General features: G+C 35.8%; 24 protein-coding genes. 10 read left to right on the top strand and 14 right to left on the bottom strand.

The genetic code is table 11. The annotated features are described in order from the left end of the window. Positions 1–102: 102 nt before the first annotated feature. From YQ22_RS01090 to YQ22_RS01065, 6 genes are all read right to left on the bottom strand, one after another. Positions 103–1143, bottom strand: a complete 1041-nt coding sequence (locus YQ22_RS01090; RefSeq protein WP_071339727.1) for a pyridoxal phosphate-dependent aminotransferase family protein — start codon at positions 1141–1143, stop codon at positions 103–105. After that, positions 1143–2156, bottom strand: coding sequence for a dipeptide epimerase (locus YQ22_RS01085; protein ID WP_071339726.1), 1014 nt, complete (start codon positions 2154–2156; stop codon positions 1143–1145). Before YQ22_RS01085 ends, YQ22_RS01090 begins: the two co-directional genes overlap by 1 nt. 90 nt (positions 2157–2246) lie before the next feature. Beyond that, positions 2247–2969, bottom strand: a complete 723-nt coding sequence (locus tag YQ22_RS01080) for a head GIN domain-containing protein (protein WP_071339725.1) — start codon at positions 2967–2969, stop codon at positions 2247–2249. A 107-nt stretch (positions 2970–3076) separates the two neighbouring features. Beyond that, positions 3077–4870, bottom strand: coding sequence for a PspC domain-containing protein (locus YQ22_RS01075; RefSeq protein ID WP_071339724.1), 1794 nt, complete (start codon positions 4868–4870; stop codon positions 3077–3079). Between the two features lie 2 nt (positions 4871–4872). Continuing rightward, positions 4873–5208, bottom strand: a complete 336-nt coding sequence (locus YQ22_RS01070; RefSeq protein WP_058105659.1) for a PadR family transcriptional regulator — start codon at positions 5206–5208, stop codon at positions 4873–4875. Positions 5209–5419: 211 nt separating this feature from the next. Then, positions 5420–5902 (bottom strand): DUF4870 domain-containing protein, encoded by a 483-nt coding sequence (locus YQ22_RS01065; protein ID WP_071339723.1) that lies wholly within the window; start codon positions 5900–5902, stop codon positions 5420–5422. Between the two features lie 194 nt (positions 5903–6096). Between YQ22_RS01065 and YQ22_RS01060 the strand changes: the two genes are divergently transcribed. The 4 genes from YQ22_RS01060 to YQ22_RS01045 all read left to right on the top strand — a co-directional run bounded on the left by YQ22_RS01060 (position 6097) and on the right by YQ22_RS01045 (position 8921). Next, a complete protein-coding gene (locus YQ22_RS01060) occupies positions 6097–6558 on the top strand; it encodes a DUF4442 domain-containing protein (RefSeq protein WP_071339722.1) in 462 nt (153 codons plus the stop codon). A 5-nt stretch (positions 6559–6563) separates the two neighbouring features. Further along, positions 6564–7073 carry a hypothetical protein gene (locus YQ22_RS01055; protein WP_156894514.1) on the top strand — a complete coding sequence of 170 codons (510 nt, stop codon included), beginning with the start codon at positions 6564–6566 and terminating at the stop codon, positions 7071–7073. A 68-nt stretch (positions 7074–7141) separates the two neighbouring features. Then, on the top strand, positions 7142–7939 hold the full coding sequence (locus YQ22_RS01050; RefSeq protein ID WP_071339720.1) for a TIGR00266 family protein: 798 nt from the start codon (positions 7142–7144) through the stop codon (positions 7937–7939). A 328-nt stretch (positions 7940–8267) separates the two neighbouring features. Beyond that, a complete protein-coding gene (locus tag YQ22_RS01045; protein ID WP_071339719.1) occupies positions 8268–8921 on the top strand; it encodes a DUF2461 domain-containing protein in 654 nt (217 codons plus the stop codon). Here YQ22_RS01045 and YQ22_RS01040 read toward each other — a convergent pair whose 3' ends face one another. Further along, the gene (locus YQ22_RS01040; RefSeq protein WP_198033501.1) at positions 8922–10490 is read right to left on the bottom strand and encodes a M81 family metallopeptidase; all 1569 of its coding nucleotides are present in this window, start codon (positions 10488–10490) and stop codon (positions 8922–8924) included. It lies immediately after the preceding gene. A gap of 183 nt (positions 10491–10673) precedes the next feature. Here YQ22_RS01040 and nudK point away from each other — a divergent pair, with 183 nt between their 5' ends. After that, the gene (nudK, locus tag YQ22_RS01035; RefSeq protein WP_071339718.1) at positions 10674–11255 is read left to right on the top strand and encodes a GDP-mannose pyrophosphatase NudK; all 582 of its coding nucleotides are present in this window, start codon (positions 10674–10676) and stop codon (positions 11253–11255) included. A gap of 23 nt (positions 11256–11278) precedes the next feature. After that, entirely contained in the window at positions 11279–11779 is a 501-nt protein-coding gene (locus YQ22_RS01030; protein WP_071339717.1) for a peptide-methionine (S)-S-oxide reductase, read from the top strand. Here YQ22_RS01030 and YQ22_RS01025 read toward each other — a convergent pair whose 3' ends face one another. Continuing rightward, complete coding sequence (locus YQ22_RS01025) at positions 11780–13048, bottom strand: D-alanyl-D-alanine carboxypeptidase/D-alanyl-D-alanine-endopeptidase (protein ID WP_071339716.1); 1269 nt, start codon at positions 13046–13048, stop codon at positions 11780–11782. Between the two features lie 145 nt (positions 13049–13193). Here YQ22_RS01025 and YQ22_RS01020 point away from each other — a divergent pair, with 145 nt between their 5' ends. Together YQ22_RS01020 and YQ22_RS01015 are read left to right on the top strand one after the other, a co-directional pair. Beyond that, on the top strand, positions 13194–13391 hold the full coding sequence (locus YQ22_RS01020) for a hypothetical protein (RefSeq protein WP_058105611.1): 198 nt from the start codon (positions 13194–13196) through the stop codon (positions 13389–13391). A 72-nt stretch (positions 13392–13463) separates the two neighbouring features. Further along, positions 13464–13886: a hypothetical protein gene (locus YQ22_RS01015; RefSeq protein ID WP_156894513.1), complete on the top strand. Its 423-nt coding sequence runs from the start codon at positions 13464–13466 to the stop codon at positions 13884–13886. Positions 13887–13984: 98 nt separating this feature from the next. On the opposite strand, the gene YQ22_RS01010 is transcribed toward YQ22_RS01015, so the two are convergent. The 5 genes from YQ22_RS01010 to YQ22_RS00990 form a co-directional block, all read right to left on the bottom strand. Next, a complete protein-coding gene (locus tag YQ22_RS01010; protein WP_071339715.1) occupies positions 13985–14920 on the bottom strand; it encodes a LysR substrate-binding domain-containing protein in 936 nt (311 codons plus the stop codon). Positions 14921–15000: 80 nt separating this feature from the next. Then, entirely contained in the window at positions 15001–15420 is a 420-nt protein-coding gene (locus YQ22_RS01005) for a DUF2141 domain-containing protein (protein ID WP_071339714.1), read from the bottom strand. Positions 15421–15557: 137 nt separating this feature from the next. Next, on the bottom strand, positions 15558–16043 hold the full coding sequence (locus tag YQ22_RS01000) for a DoxX family membrane protein (RefSeq protein ID WP_071339713.1): 486 nt from the start codon (positions 16041–16043) through the stop codon (positions 15558–15560). Between the two features lie 102 nt (positions 16044–16145). Continuing rightward, complete coding sequence (locus YQ22_RS00995) at positions 16146–16643, bottom strand: CIA30 family protein (RefSeq protein WP_071339712.1); 498 nt, start codon at positions 16641–16643, stop codon at positions 16146–16148. A gap of 96 nt (positions 16644–16739) precedes the next feature. Further along, positions 16740–17351, bottom strand: coding sequence for an FMN-binding negative transcriptional regulator (locus tag YQ22_RS00990; RefSeq protein WP_071339711.1), 612 nt, complete (start codon positions 17349–17351; stop codon positions 16740–16742). Between the two features lie 130 nt (positions 17352–17481). Between YQ22_RS00990 and YQ22_RS00985 the strand changes: the two genes are divergently transcribed. Both YQ22_RS00985 and YQ22_RS00980 read left to right on the top strand, forming a co-directional pair. Next, entirely contained in the window at positions 17482–18315 is an 834-nt protein-coding gene (locus YQ22_RS00985) for an alpha/beta fold hydrolase (protein ID WP_071339710.1), read from the top strand. Between the two features lie 77 nt (positions 18316–18392). Continuing rightward, on the top strand, positions 18393–19529 hold the full coding sequence (locus YQ22_RS00980; RefSeq protein WP_071339709.1) for a M23 family metallopeptidase: 1137 nt from the start codon (positions 18393–18395) through the stop codon (positions 19527–19529). Positions 19530–19612: 83 nt separating this feature from the next. Here YQ22_RS00980 and YQ22_RS00975 read toward each other — a convergent pair whose 3' ends face one another. Then, positions 19613–20416 (bottom strand): endonuclease/exonuclease/phosphatase family protein, encoded by an 804-nt coding sequence (locus YQ22_RS00975; RefSeq protein ID WP_156894512.1) that lies wholly within the window; start codon positions 20414–20416, stop codon positions 19613–19615. Positions 20417–20423 lie beyond the last annotated feature (7 nt).

Raw genomic sequence — 20423 nt, 5'->3', positions numbered from 1 at the left:
TGAATGTATATTAAAAAGATACGAATAATTTTCAGAATTTGATAAATATAGCACCAAATAGTTAAGAATAATATATTGAAAATAAGACACTTGTAGTAAATACTATGATTGTGTAGGCAAAGTGTTAAGAATATTGCAAAGACTTAAAATGTCATTTTGGGTATGTGAAGCACTTAAAACTATACGGCTCATTAAAGAATCGTTTTCTGTGGGATACCTGAAATTTGTAACTATGATGTTGTTTTCTTGTAAATATTGGGCGAGCAATTCATTTTGAAAATTAAAGGTAGGGTGCCCTTTTGCATATACAAATAGCGAAGGATCAACGATAGTTTTTAGAAACAAATGGATGTGTTGATCCAGTTGTTTCCTTTTGTTCAATATTAATATATTGGCATCTTTTATAGTAGCTAATGATGCTGGAGTGGCAGGGCTGGCACCTCCATAAAATGAGGTGTTTTTTAAATTTTCTATTGTTTTGTTACTCCCAAAAATGGCACCTGCTTGTATGCCAAAACCTTTACCTAAAGAGCAAGAAACTAATAATTCCTTTGGCTGTAACATTTTTAAAAAACGATAGCTTCCGCCACCTTGCTCTCCTGTAATTCCTATTCCATGAGAATCATCTACTACTAGAATGATATCTTTCAGCGGTAATTTTTTAAGAAAGTTGTAGTCAGGGAAATTGTCGCCATGAAAATCAATACTATCCAAAAAAAGGACTGGTGTTTTGCCAATGTTTTTATGAATAGCCCCTTCAAGTTCTTGCCAGTTTTTAAATACTTTTTGTTGATTTCTAAAGAGTGCAGAGTGGGTGTTTGGTGCATAATACAAACTGTAGTTGATATTACTGAAATAGTCACATACCAATTGCCCGGCCAAATAACCGGAAGACATGGTAACACAAGCCTCGCTGCCTAATAGCTCTCTAAGATAGCTTTCAATCTCATCAAAAATAGAAATCTTAATATTAGACTTTCTTGAAGCACTATAGGATGTGCCGTATTTTTTGATGTTATTAATGAAAAGTGATTGAAACTCTTCATTGGTTTGAAGTCCTAAATAAGAAGTGCCCCCAAAATAGAGGTGTTCTTTACCATCTTTGGTTATCGTCCTTCCTGGAAATTCATTAATAGTAAGCATCAATCTAAAAGTTGAACACCGCTACCGGCTAAGTTTGGAAAAATTACTTTTCCTTCATCCGTTATTTGAACTCCAGTGGCAATATCACTTTTTAACAACATGGCGCCATCCATATCTACATAATCCAATTGCGGAATTAGTTGGGCTATTGCAGAAATACCAACGGTAGATTCTGTCATGCAGCCTACCATTACCTTAATACCCAATTCTTTTGCTTTGCTGATCATACGTAGGGCAGGGGTTAGGCCTCCACATTTGGTCAATTTAATATTTATACCATTAAAATGCAGTGCACATTTTTCAACGTCGTTTTCTACAATGCAACTTTCATCTGCAATTACCGGTAGCACACTGTGGTGCATAACCTCTTCCATGCCAGACCAGTCGTCCGCTTTTAAAGGTTGTTCTAAAAATTCTACACCTAAATCTTTTAATAAAGGAGCATTATGTATGGTTTCCTCCGCCGTCCACGCACAATTGGCATCAATTCTAAAAACGGCATTTGTATGTTCACGTAACTCACGAACAATGGCAACATCATCACTTGTACCCAATTTAATTTTATAGATAGGCCATGGCACTTCTTGCATTTTGGCGAGCATTACTTCAATAGGAGCTATACCAATAGTATAATTTGTGGTAGGGTAGTGATCATTATCCGTACCCCATAACTCATATAATGGTTTTCCCTGTAATTTTCCATACAGATCATGAGCTGCCAGATCAAGTGCACAAATGGCAAAATTAGATAAGCCTTTACCTACCAAAAATGAGTGAAAAAGTTCAGGTGTGGTAAAATTGAAATTTGTAATCTCTGAGGCTATGGCATTAATTTCATTGGTCATGCTCAGAACCGTAATTTTATAATATGGGTTAGCAGTGGCCTCACCGTAACCGGTTTTACCGTTCAAGGATAAGGAAGCTATTAAAGTATCTTGAAAATCATGAGATTCCCGTGATATGCTAAAGGTGTGCCTTAAGGGTAAAATGTATTTTTTTAGATGTACTTGCATAGTACTAATATACAGATAAGGATAGGACTAAAAAACGAAAACCCACTGATATTTCAGTGGGTTCCCATGTTGAATTGATTGATGAATTTTTTAGTACTTGTGAACACTGCCGGAAACCGATTTATTCTTCTGTACCGTTGGGTCTCCTTTATAAGAAATATTGCCACCGCTAGAGGCTTCAGCAGTTAAATTGTCTTTTACATCAATGCTAATATTGGCACCACTACTGGCATCGGCATTAGCGTTTGAGGTTGCTAAATCATTTGCCCTAACGTTAGATCCGCTACTGGCATCTACATATACTTCATTAGCATTGCCCTCAAGTGAAATATTGGCACCGCTGCTAGCGTCTATATCCATATTGTTAGCTTGTACCATGGCATTTAATATGGCACCGCTACTTGCATCTATCTCCAACTTGTCCGATTTAATTTTATTTTCGGTAGTTAAGTGTGCACCACTTGAAGCATATAGCCCTGTGACGTTGGGCATGGTAACGAATATCTTTTTGGTGGCACGACCAATGTTCTCTACACAGTGAATTTTTAATTTACCGTTTTTGATATCTGTACCTATGAGGTCTATGATATTTTCATCTGCTTCTACAGCAATGTCAAAATCGCTTCCTTGTGAAATAAATACTTCTAGACCTTCTGAGGCAGAAACTTCGGTGAATTCTTCGGTAATTTCCCTAGTTTCTTCTACTACTACCCCGTTGCCGGCTTCTCCAGTTCCAAAATTGATGTCAATGCCACAAGATGAAAGTAAAAGGGCTAAAACAAAAGCTACTGTTATTCTTACTAATGTTGTCATGATTGTTTGTTTTTATGATTGTTATTTGATGATGTAAAAATGATTGTTTGTTACCTTTTCTACCACTATATGTTACTGAATTGTAGATTTAGGTATATAAACCGTAATTAATTGATACTATCGTTGGCATCTATTTTAACGCCATTTTCGTCTAACTTCATTTTAAACGATTCTCCATTATCGTTTACGTCAATGTTAATTCCATTTTCGTTGATGATGATCTTGCCTTTTTCGCCGTTATCGTTAATGTTGATGTCAATGCCGTTCTCGTTGATATTTATACGGTTAGAGCCATTGTGGTCTTCGTCATCGTTCATTTCAATATACTCAGGGCAATCAAGACATTCCAGTTCTCCGTTATTGTTCATTTTCCATAAGTATCCCTCTAAGCCGTCTGTATCCCTATCTGTATTTGCCGTGGTAATCCAGCTTCTAGAATTGGTTTGTTCATAAGTTAAGATGGTACCTACGGGCAAAAATATACTCACACGAACTTCTTGGTCTTTAAACTTAGGACCTTGCGTGGTCAAATAATCATTCAATGAGATGGTATTTCCGCTTACCTCATATTCGTACAGTATTTGACTTGCTATATCCTTTGCTTCTCTATTAGAAGGACCGTCAGCTTCTTTTCTGATCTGAACCCTAACTAACGAATCTTTGGATTTACGAATTCTAAACCTTACATCATCTGAAACCAATATTTTATTGCCGGCCTCATCGTAAGAGATAAAGGTATCTCCCATATGCATATCCTTTTCGTAATCGTACTCGTCAGTAGATACTAATCTAATGTTCAAAGTATCTGTAGGTATTACGTTCGTAATCTCATCTTCAATAGAAGTGCTACCGGTATAGGCGTGTGAAGCTGCTTCTCTTATACCAAAAATGATTAGTAGTATAATTGAAATCAACCATAAGCCTAATAGCGCAAACTTGGCAACCGTTCCAATAGATTTTAAGTTGTTCACTAAAATTTTCAACCCTAAATACATTAAGAAGAAAAACGGAATACCTATAGCGAAAAATGCTAGTAATGAAACTACCCAAATTGGCATGTTGGTAGAATTGACCACATTGTAAAAGTCAATGCCCGGTACATGAATTATGTCTAGTATACCCACAGTGAACATACCCACAAATAGACCAATTAACGTGGTTGCACCAATAATTACTAAAAGTATACCAATGAATTTGCCAAAGATCTTAAATAGAAACATAACAATATCTCCAAATGTGTCAAAGATTGTTTTTCCTCCTTTTTTGACGGTATTGCCTACTTTTTCATAGTCAACACTTTTTACACGATCCGCAACGTCATCAAAACCCTCTTTAACTTTACGTTCAATATTGCTGATATTGACAGTTTCCCCGCTCATGTCCAATTTTTGGGCCGTAGTTTTAGCTTCAGGTATAAGAATCCAAAGTAAACCGTAAATAAAGATAAAGCCGCCCCATGTGAAAATGGTCAAGAAAATCCAAAGTAGACGGATCCATAATGGATCAATGTTGAAATAGTGTGCTAAACCGGCAGAAACCCCGGCAACATATTTTTTCTCGGTGTCTCTATAAAGTTTTTTTACCTTGTTCTGAGATGAAGTGGTTTTAGCCCTTGGCTCGTCTTCAAAGATATCCTCATCAACCATATAATCTTCTGGTTGTCCCATAATGGCAATAACTTCATCTACCTCTTTTTTGGTAATGACTTGTCTTTCGTTTTCAAGTTTATCATGAAAAAGCTCGGCAATTCTTGCTTCTATATCAGCAATGATCTCATCGCTACCAGGTGTATTGGCAAAAGATCGTTTTACCGATTCTAAATACCTACGCATTATATTGTATGCCTCTTCATCTATATGAAAGAGCATGTTCGCTAAATTTATATTTACTGTTTTGTTCATGATTAGCTGTTTTTTGAGTTGGTTACTAGGTTGGTTGCTTTTCTTAATTCGTCCCAGGTAGTATCCAGTTCCTTAAGGAAAAGTTTACCGGTTTCGGTAAGTGTATAATATTTTCTTGGCGGTCCAGATGTAGATTCTTCCCAACGATAGTTCAGAAGACCTGCATTTTTTAATCTAGTCAGTAGTGGGTAAATAGTTCCTTCCACTACTAGCATTTTAGCATCTTTTAGCGTTTTTAAGATTTCTGAAGCATACTTGTCTTCCCCATTCAAGATGGACAGGATGCAGTACTCCAAAACCCCTTTTCGCATTTGCGCTTTTGTATTTTCTACGTTCATAATGTCTTTTTGCTTTTTATGCAGTCCCGCTTTTGGAGGGGATTGCTCCATTGTTTCTGTCGTCTGCATAGGTTAACTGTTCGTTTTTTGTTCGATGAATAAACATGTTGATCGATTGATTGTTTTGACAGTGATTAAACAGGTTTTAATTGATTGATGAATAAACTCCTACGGGTGTGATGAATACCCTGATATATATTGACTGATTCACTTATTTTATAAATTTAGAACTTAACGGATATTCAAAAACTTCGCCTTCATTGGTCTTGATCGTCGCAAGAATGGTATATACTATATTGATGATGAATAGGGCAGATTGTGCCAATCCAAGTAACCCAACGGGTATCATCCATGGACCAAAAAAATCATCTGAGTCGAAATGAAAATTGATGTTATTGAAGCTATGAACGTTCACTAAGCCAAAATTGTCAAAGTCAAAAATATTAGGTAAGAATCCACCTAGGAAGAACGGAATACTTACCATACCTACAAGAATAGAGTAGAGTAATATGCTAATTTGAAAGTTCAATGCTTGTTTGCCATTGTGGTCCACAAACTCATATTCTTTTTTATTTGCCGTCCATAATACGAGCGGAATGATGAAGTTTCCGAACGGAATAAAGAATTTAGAAAACGTACTGGCATGTATTAGTGCAGAGAGGTTTCTTTCGTGTTTTGTTACTGATTCTGTCATGATTGCTTCGTTGATGATGATGATTGATTTTAATACTATGTAAAAGCCAATTACTTTGATTACCTATTAACTTCCTATGCAAATATATGTCTAAAAAAAGGTACTATGTAACGCATAGTACTAATATTTAACAATATTTTAACATTTTAGAATGGTCTAAATAAATACTACTTTTAGCAAAATAAATAGACAATATGGCGGTAACAGCTAGTAAATTCAATATGTTTTCATTTTTTAAACTACCTGCAGCATGGTGGTGCGGAGTACGTTTAAGAGAAATAGATAAAAATAGGTCTGTAGTGACCGTTACCCACCGTTGGATCAATCAGAATCCGTTTAATTCTATGTTTTGGGCAGTACAGGGTATGGCTGCAGAACTATCTACCGGAGCAATGATGATAGACCAAATTGAAGCAACAGGAAAGAAGATTTCTATGTTGGTCGCTAATAATAAGGCTAACTTTTCTAAAAAAGCTACCGGTAAAATAACGTTTACCTGTGAGGACGGACACTTAATTAAAGAAGCTTTGGAAAAGACCATTGCAACTGGAGAAGGACAAACCATTTGGATGAAATCTGTTGGTGTTAATGAAGACGGGGTAGTGGTAAGTACTTTTGATTTTGAATGGACGGTAAGGTTGAAACAGAAAAAGTAGTTTCAATGAAAAGAGCAATAAGATTCAAAGAGACTCAGAAGTTTACCCAATGGTGGTTGTGGTTGATCATACTTGCTCCAATACTATTATTTGTAATAGGTAAGGTAATAACTATTATAAATTTATTTACAGCTGAAATTCCTAATGCTTCCGGTAATATTAGCATTTCATGGATATCGGGTAGGTTATCTATTGTTCAATTTATCTGCGTCCTGGTTTATATAGCTACCATATTATTTTTGGCATTATCAAAACTTAAAGTAGTGGTTTCAGATAAGGATATAAAAATTCGTCATCTATTATTTTTTAGTAAAGTCATTGATTTAAATGAAGTAGTAGAACAACAGATCGTTAATTATGATTTTGTAGGGTACGGTATCAGAAAAACTAAAAAGTACGGTACGGTTTATAATGTTAAGGGTAAAGAAGGAGTCTCCATAACATTGACCAATGGTAAAAAGTACCTTGTTGGTTCGCAAAAGTCCGAAGAATTTTTAAAATCTCTTTTAAAATAATTCGGTTTAGTTGTAACAAAAGTACTTCTGCTAGCAACTAATTAGCATCAACCAAAAACAATATAGAAATGAACGCACACGAAATAGATTACGAGATTTTTGGAGAAGAAATGCAATATGTTGAAATAGAGCTAGATCCGCAAGAGGCTGTAGTAGCCGAAGCAGGAAGCTTTATGATGATGGATACCGATATTAAAATGAATACCATTTTTGGTGATGGTAGCAATCAAGATAATAGTGTTCTTGGTAAAATTTTCTCGGCAGGTAAACGTATGCTTACGGGAGAAAGTCTATTTATGACGGCATTTTTAAATATTGGTCAAGGTAAAAAACAGGTAAGTTTTGCCTCTCCATATCCAGGTAAAATTTTGCCAATTGACCTTTCTGAAATGGGCGGACGCTTTATTTGTCAGAAAGATGCCTTTTTATGCGCTGCAAAGGGTGTATCTGTCGGTATTGAATTTTCTAAGAGATTAGGTCGTGGACTTTTTGGAGGTGAAGGTTTTATTATGCAAAAACTTGAAGGAGACGGAATGTCCTTTATACATGCAGGTGGTACGTTGGCAAAGAAAACCCTTGGTCCTGGTGAGGTACTAAAAGTAGATACGGGATGTATTGTTGGCTTTACAAAAGATGTGGACTATGATATAGAATTCGTTGGTGGTATTCGTAATACGGTTTTTGGTGGTGAAGGTTTATTCTTCGCAACCCTTCGCGGACCCGGCACAGTCTATATTCAGTCCTTACCTTTCAGTCGTTTAGCAGGAAGAGTTTTGGCATCAATACCAAGAGGAGGAAAAGATAAAGGAGAAGGTAGTATCCTTGGGACTTTAGGAGATATTGTTGGTGGAGATACTAGGTTTTAAGAATTATGGACAAAGTACAAGGTACAAAGTATTAAGTACGAAGTCTAAAGTTAGAAGCGTGAAAATAGAGTATAGAGTGCAGAAAATAGACTTGTTTTGATGCGAGCATTTTAGGAGAATTTAGCGATGATAGAAGTAAGTTGTACAAAGTACAAAGTAAGTACGAAGTACAAAGTATAAAAAACATTTGAATTTAACTTTTTAATTTGAACTTCACTCTTATACTTGACTCTTGAATTTGAATTTTGAACTTGAGTTTGTATTTTAATTTTCCAACAACCAACAACCAACAACCAACAACCAACAACGAGCAACGAGCAACGAACTTATGAGTTTTAAAAATCAGATAGACTTCCTAAAAGAATTACAACAAAACAATTCAAAGGAATGGATGGATGCCAATCGTAAATGGTACAAACAGGTACGTGATGAATATATAGACTGGTTAGATAGTATGAATAGGAGACTATCGGCTATTGATGACGAGTACTATGATACTCCAGGTAAAAAGGGAATAAATCGTATCAATAATAATCTTATGTTTCATCCCAATAAACCTATTTACAAAGACCATTTAGGAGCGGGGTTTGACAAGAAACCAAAAACTGCCGATTTCTATTTTGAGTTGGGTATAGACCGTTGCATTTTTGCGGGAGGATTATGGAGACCGGAGCCAAAAGTATTGCGTAGTGTTCGTGAAGCCATTGATTATGATGGAGAAGAATTGGTGAAAATATTAAATAAGAAATCCTTTAAAACCCGTTTTGGTGACCTCTATGAAGATGCTAAACTGACCAATGCACCTAAGGGGTTCGCCAAAGATCATAAACATATAGAATTGCTTAAAAACAAAACCTTTGCCGTATTCCAAGAGTTTAGTACTAAGGAAACCAACAAAGCTAAGTTTGATGATGAATTAATAGCAGCTTATAAAGAAATGCTACCATTTAGGCGTTATTTGAATAAGGCCATTACCGTGTAATTATTTCGCATCTGCTGCCGGAATCCACTTAGGTTTTAAATCTGGCTGTGCCATAGTGCTATCCAATGGAAACATAGGTCTTTTAATTCTCTTATAACCTAATCTATTTAAATCTTGGTCCACTCCGCCAGGAGTAAGTGCCATGGTCCAATCGCCACGCATATCATAAAGTTCAGGAACCAAGTAGCCAATTTTTACGACTACAATATCCGTGTTTTTGGGGTCCAAGCCTAAATTGGTAAAATCACTTAAAAGATGGTAGGGTTTGCGTTTTTTGGTCACGATGACATCAATATTACCAACCTTAACAACTACTTCTATCTCAGCGTTAACATCACCTTCTTTAATAGCGGTAACGGTACCTTCTAACGTTAGGGGTCCTGCAAATCTATCATCCACGGCAGCGCCTGCTTCAGCTTTAATTTTACCACCAATTCCTATTTCTAACGCCTTTTCTATAAACTCAGGTCCTGGTATAGATGCATAAATAAGAGAGGTTCCGTTTTTAGACTTAAATTCCGGTCTGGCTAAAAGCTCTTTCAATGTCCAAGTTACATCACCTGCACCGCCAGCAGTAGGGTTATCGCCCATATCACTGATCATATAAGGTTTCTTTTCACTGGCCAAAGCAAGTTTTAAGCTTTCGTCTAGTGTGGTAGTAGGTGCAACAAATTCAAATTCGTTACGCACATCCCAAAAATTTTGTGCCAATTTCTCTGCTCCTTCGGCAACTTTTTCCTTATCATCTCCGGTCACCATTACAACGGCGTGGTTACGGGGTTCATCTGCCCAGGCATAGCCGATCCATATGGCGGCATCAATAACACCTTCTTGATTGGCAACGGTAGGAACTTTTGCGTATAAACTCTTACCGGGCTCTATACGCGTACTTGTTTTTTCTCCGGGTAATAAAATAGGTACAGGTACCCAAGCCTTAAAGGCGGGTTTACCTTTGCCACTTTCAAGTCGGTCAATTAAATTAGTAACCGCTCTTCTTTTAGATTCAATAGCATCTTCATGCGGTGCCATACGGTAGCACGTTATTAAATCGGTATGTTTTGCCAATCGTTCAGATACGTTACCGTGCAAATCCATAGATGTAGAAATAAGTACATCATCACCTATTACTTCACGAATACGCATTATAAGGTCACCTTCAGGATCATCTAACCCAACCACGCTCATTGCGCCATGTATGTCAAAAAAGAGTCCGTCATATGGTTTGTTTTCTTCTAGCATTTTCAAACTTTTGCCAACCATAGATTCGTAGGCTTCTCGCGTTACCGTTCCACCTGGTAGCGATTTCCCCACAAATGTGGGTACCCATTGCGCTCTTTTTCTATTTATAGAATCTGGCTGTAAAAAGGGATATCTGGTGAAAACCGAATCACCTACTTTAGCATGAAAGGCTTCCTCAGTAGAAAGGGCAGGTGAAAAGGTGCTACTTTCAATGCCCAAACCGGCAATGGCAATCTTAGGTAAGTTTTTGGTTTCAGTATCTTTTTTTTCTTCATTGCAAGAAGTAGCTAAGCTAAGTAACAGAACGGCGTAAAGGTATAAATGCTTCAAAATCAAAGGTTGTTTGGTTTGTTATGAACAAGATACTGGTTCATAGGGCATATTAGCAAGAGTTTTTGCTAAATAACCTTTTCTAAGCTATTAATGTAAGTATTGGAAAGACCTAGTTTATTTCTTCACGTTTTAAAGCGTACTGCTTTATCTTTATAATCACAATTTAAAACGGCTATTGATTTGAAAAATGGAGGCATAAAGAATGTAAAAAGAGAAATACTTTCTGATAATTGGTATATTTTAAATAAATACACCTATGACTACCAAAAGCCAGATGGTAGTTGGGAAACCCAGGAAAGAGAGGCTTATGATAGGGGTAATGGTGCAGCCATTTTATTGTATAACTCTAAAAAAAAGACTGTGGTTCTTACCAGGCAATTTAGAATGCCTACCTATGTTAATGGTAATAAAGACGGAATGTTGATCGAAGTTTGTGCCGGGCTTTTAGATGGCGATAACCCTTCAGATTGTGTACGAAAAGAAACTGAGGAAGAAACCGGATATAAGATCAATAATGTGGAAAAAGTTTTTCAAACCTACATGTCGCCCGGTTCAGTTACCGAAGAGCTGTTTCTTTTTGTGGGAGAATATGATGATAGTATGAAGGTAAGTGATGGTGGTGGCGCAGAAGATGAAACCGAAAACATTGAAGTCTTAGAATTGAATTTTGATGAAGCTATCACCATGGTTTCAAAGGGGGAAATTAAGGATGCCAAGACAATTATGTTATTGCAATATGCAAAATTGAATGGGTTAGTTTAGGCACGGTTTATCGACAAATAGGTATGCAAAATCTCTTTAAAATAGGGTTTGGTGGTGGTTGCCATTGGTGCACAGAAGCCGTTTTTATGGCTTTAAAAGGTGTACATAAGGTAGAGCAGGGTTTTATAGCACCTAAAGAAGATCCAGAAAATTTTTCAGAAGCTGTAATTGTGTACTATTATCCTAATTTAATTGCGCTAAAAGATTTAGTTGCCATTCATTTAGATACTCATAGAAGTACCCAGAATCATTCAATGCGCCATAAGTATAGGTCTGGTATTTATTATTTTATGAATAATGAACAAGCTATTTTAAAAGAGCTATTGTCAGCATTACAATTGGAATTTAAAGAGCCGATTATTACAGGGATATTACCATTTGGGCCATTTAATGCCTCAGAAGAACGATTTCAAAATTACTATTTTAAAGATACCGAAAAGCCATTTTGCAAAACACATATTACGCCAAAAATCCAATTACTTAAAGAGAAGTATGCAGAACATGTATCAACAGATGTTTTATGATCAATAGTTGTCCCTAAGTGTTTGTAGCATAAGTTCAAGTTGGGTTCTTTCGTCACTGGTAGCGTTTTTATAATGGTTGTTCATAAAACTGAAGATAAGCGTTTTACCAGATTTTGTCAGTAAATAGCCGCTTAAGCAGTAATTGTTGCTCAAACTGCCCGATTTGGCAAAAATATACGGTTGGTCAACACCTTTAAATCTATTCTTGAGAGTTCCTGATGAGCCACCGGCAGGAAAAATGGAATATAACCTCTCTTTGGGTACAAGAACAAATAATTCGTTTAAAATGTGCACCATATTTTGTGGGGTAAACAGATTGTAGCGAGATAAACCTGAACCGTCTACCCATCTTGGAGTTTGCGCTAATTGGTTTAGTTCATGTTCTAAGATATATTCTCTAGCTAAACTACTATTCAAAGTATCCTTTAATGTAGAGGCAGCTAGAACCAATAATTGTTCTGCAATGAAATTATCACTTTCATGCATCATTCTAATGTAGAGTGAATCTGCCTGAATTCCAGGTAAAGTTTGTTTTGTTCCAATGGGCATTTTAGACCTGTGCAAAATAGGCTTGTTCAATGCTTGCTCTAAAATGGCCTTTGTGTTGAGGGTGTTTATAATAAAAGGTATTTCTAAAGTGTCAGCATAATTGGGTGGGTAAAAAAATAGGTTCGAAGTTTCCTTACGGTTTTTGGTATTTCTAATTTGTAAAATACTATCCTTAAAGTATGTGGGCGAAACCGAAAGTGATGTATTCTTGTACATCATTACCACATTGCCATACAGTGGAAAAGCGTTGCGCTCAGGCGAGTAATAATACTGATAATCGTCCCATGCCCAACCTGGTCCAAATTTGGTATCCATGAAATTATCTGTTGCGAATACTAAATTCCTTTTACTTTTTAGAAATTTAAATGCGGTAGAATCTTTTAGATAAGGATGTAGGAATGATGGGTCGCCTGTGCCTTCAAAATACAAGGTGTCGTTACGGTCAATATATTGCAATGCAGGTATTTGGTCCGGGAGTGTTTTTATAGCGGTAAAAAGTGTGAAAATTTTTGTGTTGCTCGCAGGGGTAAAATACTTATGATCATTAAGGTTATAAATGGTGTCCTTAGAATTTGCATCAATTACTAAAACACCTGTGAACTGATTTTCATAAAAAGCGGATGTTAGACGTTGGTCTAAATTTTTCTTAATGAGAGATTTTTTTGAACCACAAGAGGATACAAGAAAAATAAGTACAATAATTAAAACCAAGTTTTTCATGAATTCGAAAGTACAAAATAGAAATCTTATGATACCCATAAAAATTTAACACGAAGAGTATTACTTTAACTTTTTGTGTACAATATTAATTCTGTATTTCTGTTTACCTTTATGCAACAACAAAACCTATTAATCTAACAACAAAATGTCTAAGTCTATGCTAGAGTATAGTAAAACAGTACTTAAAAAGGTTAGTTTTGATACCTTGCTTTTTTGTAAGGAGTTGAAGAAAGCCTTAAAGACGTTATTACCTGAAGAGGTAGAAGAATTGAAAATCTGGTTAGAAAGTTTCATAACGGATAAACCAGAGTTAAAACAAAGTTTAGTTTATTTAAAAGCATAAGTAAGAGCCACGTAAAGTGGCTCTTTTTTTTAAGCAACCAATTGGTGTTTTGTGAGTCTTATTTAAAAAAGTATGATGATTACTAGAATATTTGTTGCCATTAGTTTGCTCTTTTTAATGCAATGTCAAAATGATGACACGGAATTTGACAATACGCCAGTAGACGATACTAGTTTAGTGGGAGAGTGGCTGTTGACGGAATCTTATGTAAGTCCTGGTGGAGCTACCGAATGGCAAGATGTTGATGAGGGTTATCGGTATATTTTTGATGAATTCGGTAATTATGAAAGAACCAACTTTGATAAGGAGACTTTGAATACAGGTAGTTATGAAATAATAGCGCCAGAACTTTATTTGTATTTTATTACCGAAGGGGAAAAAGATACATTAGGTTTTACGGCAGATTTTAACAGTAGCAAGACTAGCTTAACACTTTCACCTTCTTACCCTGGCATATGCATAGAAGGATGTCTATACAGATTTATGAAACAATAAATTTATTGGCACCGCCAAAGGGTATAATATCCCGAGGCTTACCTCGAATTTATAAGTTTGTTTCCTTTGAGTGCCTCACGGGCTTGCCCTGAGGTACTTTACTTAGTGAGCGGACTAATAATCTTTACATCTTGAAATGCAATGGCACCGCGAACAATGCCAGTAATAACATCTCTTAAGGCTTCCGTAATTTGAACTTTAAGTTCCTTTTTATGGTATATTAGACTTACCTCCCTTGCCGGTGATGGGTCCTTAAAATATTTTAAATTCTTTTTCTTTGAACTGTCAAGCTCAAGTGTATTTAAATATGGAAGTAATGTCATACCTAAACCTTCATTAGATAAGTTAATAAGTGTTTCAAAACTACCGCTTTGTAGGCTAAAGTGTTCTCCTCCAATTTTTGGTGCTTTGCACAAATTTAGGACACCTTCCCTAAAACAATGACCATCCTGTAATAACAGTATATCTTCAATATCTAAATCATCCGGGTTTATTTTAGTGCTTTTGCCCAAGCGGTGTTCCATAGGAACATAGCCAACAAATGGCTCATAATATAAAGGTCTTTCTGTAATGAAATCTACTTCTAAAGGTGTTGCTGCAATTGCAGCATCTATGTGACCATCTTCAATATTTTGAATAAGACTTTCTGTATTTTGTTCTTTGATAATTAGATTTACCTTGGGATATTTCTGAATAAAATTCTTAAGAAACATAGGCAATAAAGTAGGCATTATCGTTGGGATAATTCCCAGAACATAATCTCCGCCAATATATCCTTTTTCTTGCTCTACAATATCTTTTATACGTGCAGCCTCATTTACGATATTCTTTGCTTGATCTACAATTTTTTTACCCACTTCAGTAATGGTTATCGGTTTTTTGCTACGATCAAATAATAGTATATCTAGCTCATCTTCAAGTTTTTGTACCTGCATACTCAATGTAGGTTGTGTTACAAAGCTTTTCTCTGCTGCTAAGGTAAAATTCTTGTGCTCTGCAACCGCTAGAACATATTGTAATTGAGTAATGGTCATGTGTATAGTTTAAAGCTTTAAAATTACTAAAAACCATTATCATGACCTATTACAAGAACTATATGTAAGCTATTTTTATGTTAGAAACGCAACCTTAATTCAAGGTCTTCCGTGGAAACCGTAAATTTAGAATCTGCAAATGTCGGTGGGCCCATTGGCATTGAATTACCGCTCATGGCATAATCTTCCGTTGGCATTCCGTTAGTGGCAAAATCCATTCGGTTATTGTCATTTTTATCGTGCAATACAGAAAATGCATAATCACCAGGTTGAATATTTTCAAACGTCAAAACCAATTCTCCAGCTTCCGCTTTGTCTTTACTTGTTTTTATGCCTTCTGCTTTCATAAAGGTGTCTTCATTATGAAGTCCGCTTAATACATGTCCTTCACTGTTTAAAACATTTTCAATAACTACTGTTAATGTAATGCCTTCACTATTTTGAGCATTCATGGTTAAGCTCATGGCTAATACGATAATAGGGAATAGTAACTTTTTCATTTTTAAAGGTTTTAAAGATTAATTGATTACTTCAAAGGTGCTTTAAACCTGTATTTTTTGAAAAAGTAGATTACCCAATTGTTTTATTGTAGCACCCAATTGTCGTAATTCAATGCCGATATAAAAATAACGACCAACTAGCGTTTTGTAATGAGGTAATCTAACCCAAATTTCCCAGAGCCAAAACCCATAAAAAATAGACCTAAGCAGAAAAACATAAAAGTGGGCATAATGTTCCAAGATTGGTCCCACGGTCTAAATGCAATGGTAATGAACATAGTTGTAGTAATAAAAAAAGCTGTAATTCTGGTATTAAGACCTAATAACAGTAAAATACCGCCCAATGCTTCGGTTAAGCCGGCAGACCAAGCAAAAACTTCTGGCATTAAAGAAAATGGTAATCCAAAATCCTTGGTTAATTCTACAAACGAATCTGATACCTCAAATAATTGAAGGTTCATTGATTTAGGTGTCCAGGGAGTGCCAAATTTGTTAATGGCAAATACGAATGCGAGAAGATAGCCAGTAAATACCCTTGGAATTAAAATGAAGATGTTTGGTAAGAGTGCATCTACTTTAAAAGGGACTATCAATCTCTTTAAAGATGTAAGTTGATAAATCATTTTATTGGTGGTTGATTATCTAAACTTACCTAAAAATCAGTAAAATAAAAATGACTAAAATCAACGGGGATTAGTTCAAAATTTATTATTTTATTTGCTTGCCTAAACTATTTTAATACTATCAATTTTTAAGGTGAAGTCTTCGGCTACTCCGTTTTTTATTATAAAGGCAATTTGAGCCAGAAAATCCCCATGGTAATTTGGCAGTTCTAAGTTATCGCCCCTAAATACCGCTTCCATTTCTTTAAAAGGTATTTGGATCGTTTGCCAATCTTTGGTAGTCTTAAAACTACAGCTATAAGTATGGCGTTGATGTTCGCCAGATTTACATCTAAAGGCATATTTTTTACCATCACCCTTTAATTTGATAACGAATGATGAGTATTTTTCAACCGATATGCGATTTATATCATGCTTAATTAGGCAAAATCCGCCATTGTTTTCCAATGATACATGACCACTGAAAACACCGTTACCATCATCATCAATTTGAAGAAGCCCCATGGAAATACCACCCATAACTTCATCATTGACCAAATCCCATTGTTTTCGGTTGCTGGTTTTATTGAAATCAAAAATTGTTACTTCTTCACGCATCATAAGATATTTTAAGGGTGTTCAAATTCAAGTTAAAATTACTTGATAAGCACAAAGTATGGCAACTCTAAAGGTTTAAATGTTAGCTTGAACACTAACTTATTCATGCAATCTTTTTTTCATTTCTTCTGCAACCGCTTTTTCAGATGCACCTTGTTTTTCTAACTCAGAGATAATTTTTGGGTGGTCATGGCTTCGGCCTTGAGATAGTTTGTTTACAGCCTGTATATCATTGATTTCAATTTCAAAACCAACGATGCCAGTTACTTGTCTCATTGTTTTTTTAGACATGTTGTTCAGTGAAACAGGATGTTCAGATTGTTGCTCATACTTATCTACTAGAGCATGTAGAGAGGTCAATAATTCATCGGATGTCTGAATTTTTACGGTACCATAAACATGCACTGCAATATAGTTCCATGTTGGTACTTCTTCTTGCTGGTACCAAGATGAAGAAATATAGCTATGCGGTCCATTAAAAATACATAACACCTGATCTCCTTTATTAAGGTTCTTGCTTTGTAAATTGGCTTTGGCAATATGTCCCACCAAAATGTCATTACCCATTTCTTTTTTACTTAGTTCTAAAGGAATATGGGTTCCCCAAGGTTTACCTTCAATAGTATTGATCAAAATACCAAAACTGTTATTTTTTAAGAAATCATGTATTTCTTTGACGTCTGTGTTCTTATAGTGTTCGGGTATAAACATATGCACTTAAATATATTGAATTCAAAAGATGGTTATAAATATCCGTTTTTTGAACCAATAATTTCACCTTTAACGCTAAGTAAATTCGTTAATCTTAAATATCTTAGAAGTGAATTTAAAATAGACATATATGCCCTTTATAACAAATACAAAAGCAAAAGAACAAGTAGATATATTTTATGAGGATTATGGTAGCGGACAACCGGTAATATTAATTCATGGTTGGCCGTTGAGCAGAAAATCATGGGAACAACAGGTTTGGAAAATAGTGGAAGAAGGATTTAGGTGTATTTCTTATGATCGTAGAGGTTTTGGTACTTCTTCATCTCCATGGGATGCCTATGATTATTCTTCATTGGCAAGTGACTTAAACGCTATTATTGAAGAGCTGGAACTAAAGGATGCCATTATTGTTGGTTTTTCAATGGGAGGTGGTGAAGTTGTACGCTATTTAACGGATTATGGTCCTAGTAGAATAGCAAAAGCAGCATTGATCAGCTCTATTATACCATTGGTAAAACAAAAACCGGATAATCCTTCAGGAGTACCGGAAGATACCTTGGAAGGTATTATTGATGCTCTTCAAAAAGATAGGGTGGGTTTCTTAAAGGAGTTCAGTAAAGGTTTCTACAATTTTGAAGAAAATAAAGGAGAAAGAATCAGTCAGGCGCAGTTGGACTATGATTTTACCATTGCCTCCTTTGCTTCACCCAGAGCTACTATACAGGCTGCGTTGGCATGGATGCATACAGATTTTAGACCAGAGCTTGAAAATGTTACCGTACCTACATTAATTGTACATGGTGATGCCGATGCAACAGTACCTATAGAAACTTCCGCAAAACAAGCACATGATGGCATAAAATATAGCACTCTTGAAGTAATTGAAGGTGCTCCACACGGGCTAAACGTAACACACCCTGACGAATTGAATGAAATTTTGATTTCTTTTTTAAAGAAGTAATTGAATGAAATGAAATGAAAATCGGACCCTGATACGGTCCGATTTTTCATTTGTAATAATAGCTATACATAGAATAAATGAGTTTAAGTTTAAAAATCAAAGCATGTATTTTTCTACTGTTTATGGTAATGATTTATAGCTGTAAGCAAATAAGAAAAGTAACCGATGTCATTGTACAACCAACGGCAAGAGAACTTTATGCACGAGAATTTGAAAATTTAGATTCGTTACGTTTTAATACCTGGCTACAGGCGTATAAATTGGCAAAAGCCGATAGTCTTCAAATACGCCTTCCTTATGCCGAGCAAGGTCAATATTTTAAAGATCGCATTACAGTTTATAGTTATAATATGTACTTGAATGAAGGTGAGGTATTGAATGTTGAGGTTGAGAACAATTTATTGGGAATACGAAGTTTTATTAATCTCATAAAGGTCAACCCAGATAGTAGTTTAACGGATGAATTTCATAATAAGTTGGGAGAACATCATGCGAAAGTACCTATTGATGAAACCGGAATTTATAAAATTACTATTCAACCGGAATTGAACTCACAAGGAATGTTTTCCTTTCAAATATATACATCACCTAGTTTTGGTTTTCCCGTGCTCGGAAAGGGCAATAAAGCCATTCAAAGTTTTTGGGGCGCGGTTAGAGGGGGTGGAGCACGTAGTCATGAGGGTATTGATATTTTTGCAGAAAGGGGAACACCGGTAGTTGCGGCGGTTGATGGTATGGTAAGCGCTACTGGCGAAAAAGGATTAGGTGGTAAACAGGTTTGGTTAAGAGCGGGACTCTTTGGTAAATCGCTTTATTATGCTCATTTAGATAGTATATTGGTATCAACCGGTAATAGGATAACTATAGGTGATACTTTGGGTCTGGTAGGAAATACGGGAAATGCCCGTACTACTGCACCACATTTACATTTTGGAATTTATAAATCCGGTCAAGGGGCTATTGATCCGCTTCCGTTTGTAAAGAAGACAGAAAGACCTGATATAAAAAGGGTATTGAGCACATCTAAATTTATAAAAGTATCGGCAGCAATTGCCAATTATAGAAATGCCCCAGAGGTTGTGGGTATAAAGTTGGGAGAAGTAAAACGGAATGACACCTCGTCATTATTAGGGTATACAAAAGATTGGGCACACATAGAACTTTTAAGCGGGGATAAAGGTTTTATTTATAAGAGTCTGGTATTGGAACTTTAATTGAAAATGCTTTTATATTGAAATACAAAGCCTCTTAATTTTAAGAAGAAGAGGCTTCGTATTAACTAAAATGAAAGAAGTACTTATTTGCTCATTAAAAGCTTTGCAAAGACCGGTAGGTGGTCAGAGATATGTTTATTGTTTTCCATTCTATCATCAATATGTAGGTACTCTAAAACTTCAAAGTTTTCTACGAATATGTAATCGATACGATTGGTTAATATACGCGAATGGTCAAAACCACTAAAGGTTCCCGTTGGTCCGTAAAAAGGTTTTTGAGCTATTGATTTTCCATCAGCCAAGGCATTCTGTAAAAATTGAATCGGTTTTTCCGTGGGATTCAAATTCAAGTCGCCCATAAGCACCACCGGAAGATGATCACCATTAACCTCCCTTATCTTGGATACAATGAGTTTTGCCGAGTTTTCACGAGCAACTGTACCTACATGGTCAAAATGCGTATTGAAGACCAAAAATTGCTTTCCCGTATTTAAATCTTCAAATAATCCGTAGGTGCAAATACGTTCCATTGCGGCATCCCATCCTACAGATATTTTACTTGGTGTATCGGACAACCAAAATGTTTCACTTTTTAATAGTTTATATAATTTGGTGTTGAACAGAATAGGGGAGTATTCGCCTTTTTCTTTTCCGTCATCACGACCAACACCTATATAATTATAATTGGAAAGCTGTTCATCTAAAAACGTTAGCTGATGATGCAGAACTTCTTGCATGCCAATGACACCAGGGTCATAATATTGTAAAAGATCAACCATGGCAGCTTTGCGATTGTTCCAATTGTTTACTGTATCATTAACATTGTCGTACTTTATATTATAGGTAAGGATATTAATTTCTTGACCACAAAGGCTTGAAATCGACATGCATAAT

This window comes from Maribacter sp. 1_2014MBL_MicDiv (assembly GCF_001865655.1).
GTDB classification, from domain to species: Bacteria; Bacteroidota; Bacteroidia; order Flavobacteriales; family Flavobacteriaceae; genus Maribacter; species Maribacter dokdonensis.
The sequence above is the reverse complement of the archived record's forward strand: the minus strand, read 5'-3'. Positions and strand labels throughout refer to the sequence as shown.

Coding starts and splice junctions, on each gene's coding strand:
- YQ22_RS01090 (WP_071339727.1), bottom strand. CDS start 1,143: ATGCTTACTATTAATGAATTTCCAGGAAGGACGATAACCAAAGATGGT.
- YQ22_RS01085 (WP_071339726.1), bottom strand. CDS start 2,156: ATGCAAGTACATCTAAAAAAATACATTTTACCCTTAAGGCACACCTTT.
- YQ22_RS01080 (WP_071339725.1), bottom strand. CDS start 2,969: ATGACAACATTAGTAAGAATAACAGTAGCTTTTGTTTTAGCCCTTTTA.
- YQ22_RS01075 (WP_071339724.1), bottom strand. CDS start 4,870: ATGAACAAAACAGTAAATATAAATTTAGCGAACATGCTCTTTCATATA.
- YQ22_RS01070 (WP_058105659.1), bottom strand. CDS start 5,208: ATGAACGTAGAAAATACAAAAGCGCAAATGCGAAAAGGGGTTTTGGAG.
- YQ22_RS01065 (WP_071339723.1), bottom strand. CDS start 5,902: ATGACAGAATCAGTAACAAAACACGAAAGAAACCTCTCTGCACTAATA.
- YQ22_RS01060 (WP_071339722.1), top strand. CDS start 6,097: ATGGCGGTAACAGCTAGTAAATTCAATATGTTTTCATTTTTTAAACTA.
- YQ22_RS01055 (WP_156894514.1), top strand. CDS start 6,564: ATGAAAAGAGCAATAAGATTCAAAGAGACTCAGAAGTTTACCCAATGG.
- YQ22_RS01050 (WP_071339720.1), top strand. CDS start 7,142: ATGAACGCACACGAAATAGATTACGAGATTTTTGGAGAAGAAATGCAA.
- YQ22_RS01045 (WP_071339719.1), top strand. CDS start 8,268: ATGAGTTTTAAAAATCAGATAGACTTCCTAAAAGAATTACAACAAAAC.
- YQ22_RS01030 (WP_071339717.1), top strand. CDS start 11,279: ATGCAAAATCTCTTTAAAATAGGGTTTGGTGGTGGTTGCCATTGGTGC.
- YQ22_RS01025 (WP_071339716.1), bottom strand. CDS start 13,048: ATGAAAAACTTGGTTTTAATTATTGTACTTATTTTTCTTGTATCCTCT.
- YQ22_RS01020 (WP_058105611.1), top strand. CDS start 13,194: ATGTCTAAGTCTATGCTAGAGTATAGTAAAACAGTACTTAAAAAGGTT.
- YQ22_RS01015 (WP_156894513.1), top strand. CDS start 13,464: ATGATGATTACTAGAATATTTGTTGCCATTAGTTTGCTCTTTTTAATG.
- YQ22_RS01010 (WP_071339715.1), bottom strand. CDS start 14,920: ATGACCATTACTCAATTACAATATGTTCTAGCGGTTGCAGAGCACAAG.
- YQ22_RS01005 (WP_071339714.1), bottom strand. CDS start 15,420: ATGAAAAAGTTACTATTCCCTATTATCGTATTAGCCATGAGCTTAACC.
- YQ22_RS01000 (WP_071339713.1), bottom strand. CDS start 16,043: ATGATTTATCAACTTACATCTTTAAAGAGATTGATAGTCCCTTTTAAA.
- YQ22_RS00995 (WP_071339712.1), bottom strand. CDS start 16,643: ATGATGCGTGAAGAAGTAACAATTTTTGATTTCAATAAAACCAGCAAC.
- YQ22_RS00990 (WP_071339711.1), bottom strand. CDS start 17,351: ATGTTTATACCCGAACACTATAAGAACACAGACGTCAAAGAAATACAT.
- YQ22_RS00985 (WP_071339710.1), top strand. CDS start 17,482: ATGCCCTTTATAACAAATACAAAAGCAAAAGAACAAGTAGATATATTT.
- YQ22_RS00980 (WP_071339709.1), top strand. CDS start 18,393: ATGAGTTTAAGTTTAAAAATCAAAGCATGTATTTTTCTACTGTTTATG.
- YQ22_RS00975 (WP_156894512.1), bottom strand. CDS start 20,416: ATGTCGATTTCAAGCCTTTGTGGTCAAGAAATTAATATCCTTACCTAT.